At 47.2% G+C, this 7,598-nt stretch carries 6 protein-coding genes and 2 pseudogenes; 7 read left to right on the forward strand and 1 reads right to left on the reverse strand.

The genetic code is table 11. From position 1 onward, the window contains the following. Positions 1–735, forward strand: a pseudogene (locus tag A3GG_RS0110835) (peptidase domain-containing ABC transporter); the annotation flags it as partial. Between the two features lies 1 nt (position 736). After that, on the forward strand, positions 737–1,222 hold the full coding sequence (locus A3GG_RS0110840; RefSeq protein WP_018359308.1) for a hypothetical protein: 486 nt from the start codon (positions 737–739) through the stop codon (positions 1,220–1,222). 229 nt (positions 1,223–1,451) lie between these two features. Here the strand turns inward: A3GG_RS0110840 and A3GG_RS13515 are convergent. Continuing rightward, positions 1,452–1,594, reverse strand: a pseudogene (locus tag A3GG_RS13515) (helix-turn-helix domain-containing protein); the annotation flags it as partial. Between the two features lie 88 nt (positions 1,595–1,682). Between A3GG_RS13515 and A3GG_RS0110850 the strand changes: the two are divergent. From A3GG_RS0110850 to A3GG_RS12495, 5 genes are all read left to right on the forward strand, one after another. Continuing rightward, positions 1,683–2,729 carry a dihydroorotate dehydrogenase-like protein gene (locus tag A3GG_RS0110850; protein ID WP_018359310.1) on the forward strand — a complete coding sequence of 349 codons (1,047 nt, stop codon included), beginning with the start codon at positions 1,683–1,685 and terminating at the stop codon, positions 2,727–2,729. An 11-nt stretch (positions 2,730–2,740) separates the two neighbouring features. Continuing rightward, complete coding sequence (locus tag A3GG_RS0110855) at positions 2,741–3,877, forward strand: DNA polymerase III subunit (protein WP_018359311.1); 1,137 nt, start codon at positions 2,741–2,743, stop codon at positions 3,875–3,877. 33 nt (positions 3,878–3,910) lie between these two features. Beyond that, the gene (locus A3GG_RS0110860) at positions 3,911–5,146 is read left to right on the forward strand and encodes a porin (protein WP_134849376.1); all 1,236 of its coding nucleotides are present in this window, start codon (positions 3,911–3,913) and stop codon (positions 5,144–5,146) included. Then, positions 5,146–7,011, forward strand: a complete 1,866-nt coding sequence (gene abc-f, locus A3GG_RS0110865; protein ID WP_018359313.1) for a ribosomal protection-like ABC-F family protein — start codon at positions 5,146–5,148, stop codon at positions 7,009–7,011. The genes A3GG_RS0110860 and abc-f overlap by 1 nt, the downstream gene beginning before the upstream one ends. Positions 7,012–7,075: 64 nt before the next feature. Further along, complete coding sequence (locus A3GG_RS12495; RefSeq protein WP_018359314.1) at positions 7,076–7,357, forward strand: hypothetical protein; 282 nt, start codon at positions 7,076–7,078, stop codon at positions 7,355–7,357. Positions 7,358–7,598: the final 241 nt, after the last annotated feature.

Raw genomic sequence — 7,598 nt, forward strand, 5'->3', positions numbered from 1 at the left:
TAGATAACTTAGACATCAAGGTGGAGAACCTCTCATTTAAGTACGACATCTATAGCCCAACTCCTATCCTAGACCATCTCAATCTTACTATCCCCAATGGCAAGGTAACGGCTATAGTGGGTGCCAGTGGAAGCGGAAAGACCACTTTGATAAAGCTACTGCTTGGGTATTATTCGCCGTTAGAGGGCAGTATAAAGGTGTCAGGAAGAGACCTCGAGGAGTACAATCTTAGCTGGTGGCGGAGCCGTGATGCAAGAGGGATATCTCTTTAGTGACACCATCGCTCGGAATATCGCCATAAGTGACGACACTCCAGACATAGAGCGGATACGGGCTGCTGCTCGTACGGCTAACATTGCAGACCATATAGAAAGTCTTCCGCTGGCTTACAATACAATGATTGGGCAAGATGGTCAGGGTATTAGCCAAGGGCAAAGACAGCGAATATTGATTGCCAGAATGGTTTATAAAGACCCTACATTTGTATTCTTAGATGAAGCCACCAATGCTCTTGATGCCAATAACGAGCGAGCTATCACAGAGAAGCTAGAAGACTTCTACAAGGGTAAAACTGTAGTGGTGGTGGCTCACCGTCTATCTACTGTCAGAAATGCCGACCAAATCGTCGTACTTGACAAAGGAAAGATTGTAGAAGTAGGCAACCATGAGAGTCTTACTGCCAGCCGAGGCAAGTACTATGAACTCGTGAAGAACCAACTAGAGCTGGGTAACTGATATGGAGAAACAAGAAAAGAGCTACGAACTGAGAAGCGAAAAGATGCGGAGCATTGTGGGACAAATCCCTCCCGCACTTGTCAGATACGGCACCATCATCCTATTTGCAGTCTTGATGGTCTTATTTGGTATCGCCTACTTTATGCCCTACAAGCAGGTCTATTCAGGCACCATTACCTTTTACGATCTTTCAGAGCCTAGCACAACTGCTTATATAAGCTATGCCAACGGCAAGGTATTGACCAATATTGAAGAGCCTATTCCTTTGACTCTCCATCTTGAGACAGAAGACTTGGACGTTCAATTGAAAAGCATAGAGAACAGGCGAGATACGCTTAATCGCTATCCATCAATAGTTGTACTCCCTCCTGAACAGAAAAGGTGGCTGCCCAAGCTCCAAAATAGCACCTTTGACTTTACCATCGTAGAGAATAACGGCAATTTGCTTGGTCACCTTATCCCCGTTTTAAGCACGACTCTGGAGTGATTTGTTTTCCCTGTGGGGCAAGGCCTTTTGTCGGAAAAGCGAAGTTTTGTCGGACAAAAACACACCTTGCCAAGTAGGGAAAAGAGATGACGTTTTGGGTAACACAAAACCGTTGTCAAGTCGACAGCGCGACAAGTTGACTCGTGAGATACCTATCCTGATATCTATCTCACGATCTCATCATCTGAATAATTATCCATATATATAGCTCTATTATAGAGAGAGCATCTTATCTGATGTAATTATCCTCCAGCATCTTCTCAATGTCGCTCACCTTGTATAGGCTCTTCCCTCCAAACTGAGTATAAGGGAGTATCTTACGGTCTCGGTACTCTTGGAGTGTCCGCAAGTTATTGAGAGCCTTTCACACACCGTAACAGTCTATCGCTATGTATGCAGAAATCCCAAATATTTTGCTAACTTTGTGGGAGAAGTGAAATCACAATTTTAATATGTGTTTATGGCTGATATATCAACACTATACGCAGGAAAACTGCTACTGAGAAGCCCATTCATCGTAGCTAGCTCGGGATTGACTAAAGAAGTCAAGAAGATCAAGGAGCTCGCAGATGCTGGTGCTGGTGCAATCGTCCTAAAATCGATTTTTGAGGAGGAGATAGAACAGGATATTACCCAAATGACTGAGGAGATGAATAGTGGCTACCACGACTCCGCAGCGATGGATTACCTCCAACACTACGTGAAGGAGCATGCCCTACAATCGCATGTAAATGTAATCCGTGAGGCTAAGCAAGCCGTAGATATCCCTGTAATTGCTAGTGTAAATGCTTATAAGAGTGATAGCTGGGTAACGTATGCCAAGGAGCTAATTGATGCTGGCGCTGATGCCCTAGAGTGCAACGTTATGAGACTGGAGACTAAGGTGACCCAGCCTTGGGGAGAGTCGGAGCAGGATTTGATCAAGATGGTTCAGGGGCTTCGTAAGGTATTGCCCAATACGCCACTTATCATCAAGCTAAGTAAGTATTTCACCAACGTCGTTCGTCTCGCTAGAGACCTGAAGCTCGCTGGAGCCGATGCTGTGGTACTCTTCAACCGTACTTTTATGCCCGATATTGATATTGAAGAGGAGGAGATTAGTCGTGGTTCAGTGCTGAGCCATCAAGGTTCGTTCTCCGACTCCCTCCGATATGCCGGATTGGTTCGTGGTGGTGTGCCAGACCTTTCTATCGCCCTCTCCAATGGCGCGCGCGATGGTAAGGATCTTGTGAAGGGGCTACTCGCAGGTGCTGATGCTGTACAGTATTGTAGCGCTCTATATAAGGGGGGTGCCAATGTTATCCGCGAGGCTAATCAATTCCTCTCTGACTGGATGGATCGTAAGCAGTACCACGAGATTAAAGAATTTAAGAGCAAGTTGGCTGCCACTCGTGTAGATCATGCTACCATGTATCAGCGTAGCCAGTTTATGCGTTATCATGCTAGCGAGGATGCCAATCCTACCGCTGCTGTGGACTTCAGTAAGCCCGATTACGGTCATATCTAAGACCCGCAAGCATGGTGATAGTGCCAAAGCCTGAGGAGCTCCTTGGGCAGGAGAGGTTGGTTGCTCACTTCGGTGCTCTTCTCCAAGCAAAACAATTGCCTCACGCCCTTCTTCTCACAGGAGAGGAGGGGAGTGAGGCTTTGCCACTTGCCTTTGTGCTATCGCGTCAGATCCTATGTGAAAATAGGACGGAGGAGGGATTACCCTGCGGCGTGTGCCAATCGTGTAGGCAAATGGATGGTCTACAGCACCCCGATCTCACCATGGTATTTCCAGTGATTAAGAGTGGCGATACCAAGGAAACGACTTCTGACCTTTATTTAGATCAGTTCACGCAACTCATGAGTAAGGCAAAGCGCTTCTCGGAACTGGAGTGGCGCGACTTGCAGAGTGCGGGTAATAAACAGCTGCAGATACTTGTAGCCGAAGCCGAAAGACTTATTCATTTTACTTCGTTGCGCTCGTTCAAGAGCCAATATCAGGTTATCATAATATGGAAGCCTGAATTGATGCGCTCCGAGACCGCCAATAAGCTACTGAAGCTATTGGAGGAGCCACCAGCTGGAGTGGTGTTTGTCATGGTGTCGCACGAACCACAGAAGCTCTTGTCTACTATTGCCAGCCGTCTGCAGCGGGTGACGGTGCCAGGGATTCCCGAGGAGGTGCTGGTAGATTATTTGATAGCGAAGGAGGGAATTGAGACAGAAAAGGCAATGAAGATAGGGCACTTGGCTCAGGGTAATTTGTATAGAGCGCTGCAGCTGGAGCAGAATGGAGGCGAGGTACACAGCCAGAACGATGCCTTGCAATTGCTGAGTTTGCCTTTGTGCCGCGACCCTAAGGTGTTTCTGGAGTACGCCCAAGAGGTGGCTAAGCTAGATAGACCTGAGGTGGTAGCTTTACTTGATGCTTTGCCCCCAGCACTTAGGGAGGTATTGGCACTCCAGTATGGCGACCACGATGTGCAGTTCCTCTCCTCTGCCTTAGGGCGAGAGGCACAAGCGATTGCTGCGGCTTTACCCCTAGATAATTACTCTAAAGTGATGGAGGAGATACAGAGTGCCCGAATGGAGGTGGTGCAGAATGGGAATGTCCAGATGGTGGTTTTCGACTTCCTACTTACATTGATAACACTCTATAGACGATAACCAAGTTATTCCAAAACAGTAATATATATTTGTATGAAACGATTAGTCCTTACCATTGCGATGGTAATCGCTACGCTAGGAGGTGCCATGGCACAGTCCAAGACATCAGTCGCATACCACAATGCTGCACTTTATGTAAAGGGTAGCAATGGGTTCAAGCTTAAGGTGGCAAATACCTACACGCTCGATGGTGCAGGTTTTGTGCCCACGTTCGATACCAAGCAGGCTACGCTAGAGGGAACCCCCTTCTCTATTAGTCCTAGTGTACGGTTTTCCAATCTCCAGACAGAACTCTCGGGGAGCTTTAGTAAGCACTGGGGCTTTCAGTTTCACTTCAACTATGCTGGGAATAAGATTAGCCTACTCAATATGTTGCTCGACTATCAGTTGAGTGATAATCTAAAGCTGACTTTTGGGCAGATGAAGGTGCCTGGCCCAGCGAGTAAAAACTACAGTACAAGTAGCGCTATGGCTATGGATACGCCTATGGGACTATCCATGGCATCGTCTCGTCGTTTCGGTTTGGCGCTCTATAGTACCAGTGGCAGGCACTATGCAGCCTTAGGTGCCTATACATTTAACCTCAATGACTTCGTGGGAATAGGTCTGCCCAAGCGACCTGAGGTAGGAGTGGCAGGACGCTTCGCCTACAACGTAGTCAATAAGAGGCTTGAGAAGCTACAGCTAGGTGCCAATGCTTATTGGATGCGTATGACGAATGGCAATAGCGTTCGTACTGGTGCCATGGGTATAGAGACAGGTGCTATTGCTCCGAAGTTTGTCACCTATAATTATGCCAATACGAAGAGCCAACTTAATTATGGTGTGGAGCTTGCCTACCAGAATAAGAACTTCTTATTTACGGCGGAGGGTCTTGGAACCAACTTCTTCCGTGCTGAGAACCTTCCTACCCCTCAGTACGCTGGTTGGAATGTGCGTGCGAGCTATACGGTACTCGGCAATCCACGTAGCTATAAAGCAAGTAGCGGAGACTTTAGTGGTAGCCCTTATGATGGTGATCAGGCGCTAGAGCTTGGAGTGAGAGCATCGGGGCTTTATCTTAATGATCACGAAGGGACTGAAGCGCTTGCTGGTATGAGCTATGGTGCTTTTGCCAATTATTGGACAACGAAACACCTTTGCTTCTCTCTGCATGCTAATTATCTTGATCATCATAAAGACTTTCACGGTAGTTACTCAGTTGCCGGCGATAACTTCAAAGGAATAGATTTCGTTGTCGTACAAGGTCGAATCACTATAGTTTTCTGATGTCGCTACTGCAAGTAGATAATCTAAGCAAGAGCTTCGGGGTTCTGGAGCTCTTTAGTCACCTTACCTTTGTTATAGAGAAAGGGCAGAAGATTGGTCTTATCGCTCCTAATGGAGCGGGTAAGACTACTCTTCTCCGTATGCTGGTAGGCGAGGAGAGTATCGATAGTGGAGAGATTACCACGATGAGAGACCTTAAGCTGGCTTATCTGCCTCAAAAGAGTGACTTCTCGGGCTACCCCGATATCCTTTCTGCTAGTCTTAGTGGTATCGCTCCGAACCTTCAGGAGGTCATCTTGGAGTATGAGGCTGCTGTGGAGAGCGAAGATACGGATCGGCTGAACCGTGCTATCGCAGCTATGGATCAGCACGATGGCTGGCATATAGAACAGGAGCTACAGGCACTGCTGACGCAATTGGAACTGGGAGATCCTCATAGGAGTACGCAGGGATTATCGGGAGGGCAAACGAAGCGCATAGCATTAGCATCGGTGCTTCTTAGGAGTCCAGACCTATTTATCCTCGACGAGCCTACTAACCACCTAGACCCAAGTACCGTGGAGTGGCTGGAGGGTTATCTCTCGACCTCCAATGCGGGACTACTGATGGTGACGCACGATAGGTACTTCCTTGATCAGGTGTGCGATACCATAATGGAGCTAGACGATAAGCAGATATTCACGTATGAAGGGAATTATAGTCTCTATCTCCAGAAGCGCGCTGAACGTCTTGAGCAGATGGAGAGCGAACAAGCGACACTTCGGAATCGCTATCGGACAGAGTTGGATTGGATGCGCAGAATGCCGAAAGCACGTGGTACCAAAGCACGCTATCGGAAGGATGCCTTTGAGGAGCTCCAAGGACAGCTGCGGAATATCCCTATCCAGCAAGGGCCTCGCCTAGACAATGAGTCGGTATATATCGGAAAGAAGATATTTGAAGCCAGAGGGCTATCTAAGAGTTACGGTACCCTCGATGTGATTAAGGACTTCTCCTATAGTTTTGCACGTAGAGACAGAGTCGGTATTATTGGTCCTAATGGAGCTGGCAAGACCACTCTGATTCGTCTGATTATGCAGGAGCTGGAGCCTACTTCAGGGACTATCGAGGTGGGGGAGACCGTAAAGTTTGGCTACTTCTCGCAGTTGCCACCTGCTTTTCCCGAAGATAAGAAGGTTATAGAAGTCGTCACCGATATTGCCGAACGTATTGTAGGGCGCAGTGGGGCGGAGCATAGCGCTATGCAGCTCCTAACTAGATTCCTTTTCCCTCCGAAACGGCAGCAGGACTATGTGTCACTTCTGAGTGGTGGAGAGCGCCGTAGACTTCAGCTCTGTACGGTACTGATGCAGAAGCCTAACTTTCTTGTCCTTGACGAACCTACTAACGACTTAGATATACCTACGCTACAGGTGCTGGAGGAGTACCTAAGTCAGTTCGACGGGTGTTTGCTTGTCGTGTCGCACGATAGGTACTTCATGGATCGTATCACCGAACATCTGTTTGTGCTAGAAGGCGATGGAAAGGTGCGTGACTTCCCAGGTAATTATACCGACTACCGCAATTCCCCCAAGGAGGAGAAGGTAGTAGCTAAGTCTAAGACTGAGAAGACCGAGGCGCCGAAGCCACAACGCTCGGAGAGAGAAAGGAAGAAGCTCTCCTATAAAGAGCAAAGGGAGCTTGAGCAATTGACTGAACTTCTCCCCGAACTAGAGCTGAAGCTGAAAGCTATAGAGGATAAGATGAATAGCGGGACGGCATCCCCCGAGGAGCTGGTACGCCTTGGGGCATCGTATAGTGAGGTGAAGGATGAACTAGATCTTAGTGAACTTCGTTGGTTGGAACTATCGGAGATAGCACAGTAAGGTATCACGAGGGGACTTTGCTACCTCTCGTGCTACTGCATTGTACTATTGATATCGTAGACCTATGAAGATATTAGAGAATAGATTTATCCCTTTCGATGGCTTCTTGTGCCTTAATTTCTTCGGTATTATACTCGTAAGGAAGGGGTGGAAGCATGCGGTAGGAGCGGTGGATATCAACCATGAGCGAATACATACGGCTCAAATGAAAGAGATGGGGTATATCCTATTCTACGTGTGGTACTTTATCGAGTGGCTCGTCCGATTACCTTTCAAAGGGAATGCCTATCGTAATATTGAGAATGTTGCACGAAAAACCGTCTCAAATTATTGCGTATATCATTGATTATTAGTATCTTTATTGTGTAATTAAGGGGAGGATATAGTATTGATTTATAGCGACAATAGTTATGGGATTCAAGCAAACGAGCAACAATGCACCCTCATTTACTGAGGTGTTTACCGAATTGAGAAGTTCTAGAGCACGCAATGAGTTTCTAGAGCAAATTGACAAACTCATTGATTGGAGACCATTTCAAACGCTCATAAATAAAAAGCTAAATAAGAGAGCTGAAGCGAAAGGCGAA

The sequence above is a fragment of the Porphyromonas levii DSM 23370 genome (genome assembly GCF_000379925.1).
Lineage (GTDB): Bacteria > Bacteroidota > Bacteroidia > Bacteroidales > Porphyromonadaceae > Porphyromonas_A > Porphyromonas_A levii.